Source organism: Kitasatospora sp. NPDC054939, from assembly GCF_053610105.1.
In genome coordinates, this window is record NZ_JBSGXP010000312.1 from 1 (window position 1) to 1249 (window position 1249).

A 1249-nucleotide genomic window follows, 5' to 3' on the forward strand; every position below is an offset into this window, starting at 1 on the left:
AACAGGGGGTGACCTGTATATAATAACTTTTGTCAGCTCGACGAGAACACAACGGCCCGTTGGTCAAGCGGTTAAGACACCGCCCTTTCACGGCGGTAACACGGGTTCGAATCCCGTACGGGTCACCATTTGGAGGATTAGCTCAGCTGGGAGAGCATCTGCCTTACAAGCAGAGGGTCGGCGGTTCGAGCCCGTCATCCTCCACCATTTTGCCGGTGTAGCTCAATTGGTAGAGCAACTGACTTGTAATCAGTAGGTTGGGGGTTCAAGTCCTCTTGCCGGCACTGTTTTTTCAAAATTTTATGTGGAGGGGTAGCGAAGTGGCTAAACGCGGCGGACTGTAAATCCGCTCCCTCAGGGTTCGGCAGTTCGAATCTGCCCCCCTCCACCATTTATAGGGGCATAGTTTAACGGTAGAACAGAGGTCTCCAAAACCTCCGGTGTGGGTTCGATTCCTACTGCCCCTGCCAAATTTATGACATCTTGAGATTATGGCGGTTGTGGCGAAGTGGTTAACGCACCAGATTGTGGCTCTGGCACTCGTGGGTTCGATTCCCATCAATCGCCCCATATTATCATTGGGCTATAGCCAAGCGGTAAGGCAACGGACTTTGACTCCGTCATGCGTTGGTTCGAATCCAGCTAGCCCAGCCATTTTTATTTTTTGAAATTGAATAGTAAGAGCCATTAGCTCAGTTGGTAGAGCATCTGACTTTTAATCAGAGGGTCGAAGGTTCGAGTCCTTCATGGCTCACCATTTACATGTTGCGGATGTGGCGGAATTGGCAGACGCGCTAGAATCAGGCTCTAGTGTCTTTACAGACGTGGGGGTTCAAGTCCCTTCATCCGCACCATTTCTGCGGAAGTAGTTCAGTGGTAGAACACCACCTTGCCAAGGTGGGGGTCGCGGGTTCGAATCCCGTCTTCCGCTCCATTTATCCTAACGGGATATTGTAAATTGAATTGCGCCCGTAGCTCAATTGGATAGAGCGTTTGACTACGGATCAAAAGGTTAGGGGTTCGACTCCTCTCGGGCGCGCCATATCTTTTAATAGAATAGATAGGAAATCGGGAAGTAGCTCAGCTTGGTAGAGCACATGGTTTGGGACCATGGGGTCGCAGGTTCGAATCCTGTCTTCCCGACCATTTTTTATGGGGCCTTAGCTCAGCTGGGAGAGCGCCTGCTTTGCACGCAGGAGGTCAGCGGTTCGATCCCGCTAGGCTCCACCAACGTGTTCTTTGAAAACTA

13 tRNA genes are annotated in these 1249 nt (G+C 51.0%); all 13 read left to right on the forward strand.

The features are described 5' to 3' along the window. Window positions 1-53 precede the first annotated feature (53 nt). A tRNA-Glu gene (locus ACWGB8_RS38535) sits at window positions 54-128 on the forward strand. A 3-nt stretch (window positions 129-131) separates the two neighbouring features. Continuing rightward, window positions 132-207 (forward strand) — tRNA-Val (locus ACWGB8_RS38540). A gap of 4 nt (window positions 208-211) precedes the next feature. Then, window positions 212-284, forward strand: a tRNA-Thr gene (locus ACWGB8_RS38545). A 22-nt stretch (window positions 285-306) separates the two neighbouring features. Then, window positions 307-391: transfer RNA gene (locus tag ACWGB8_RS38550), tRNA-Tyr, on the forward strand. 5 nt (window positions 392-396) lie between these two features. Continuing rightward, window positions 397-470, forward strand: a tRNA-Trp gene (locus ACWGB8_RS38555). Window positions 471-494: 24 nt separating this feature from the next. Beyond that, window positions 495-570 (forward strand) — tRNA-His (locus ACWGB8_RS38560). A 9-nt stretch (window positions 571-579) separates the two neighbouring features. Further along, window positions 580-654 (forward strand) — tRNA-Gln (locus ACWGB8_RS38565). A gap of 27 nt (window positions 655-681) precedes the next feature. Next, window positions 682-757 (forward strand) — tRNA-Lys (locus ACWGB8_RS38570). Window positions 758-767: 10 nt separating this feature from the next. Next, window positions 768-854: transfer RNA gene (locus ACWGB8_RS38575), tRNA-Leu, on the forward strand. Between the two features lie 5 nt (window positions 855-859). Continuing rightward, window positions 860-934 (forward strand) — tRNA-Gly (locus ACWGB8_RS38580). A gap of 31 nt (window positions 935-965) precedes the next feature. Continuing rightward, window positions 966-1042: transfer RNA gene (locus ACWGB8_RS38585), tRNA-Arg, on the forward strand. A 27-nt stretch (window positions 1043-1069) separates the two neighbouring features. Continuing rightward, window positions 1070-1146 (forward strand) — tRNA-Pro (locus ACWGB8_RS38590). Window positions 1147-1154: 8 nt separating this feature from the next. After that, window positions 1155-1230 (forward strand) — tRNA-Ala (locus tag ACWGB8_RS38595). Window positions 1231-1249 lie beyond the last annotated feature (19 nt).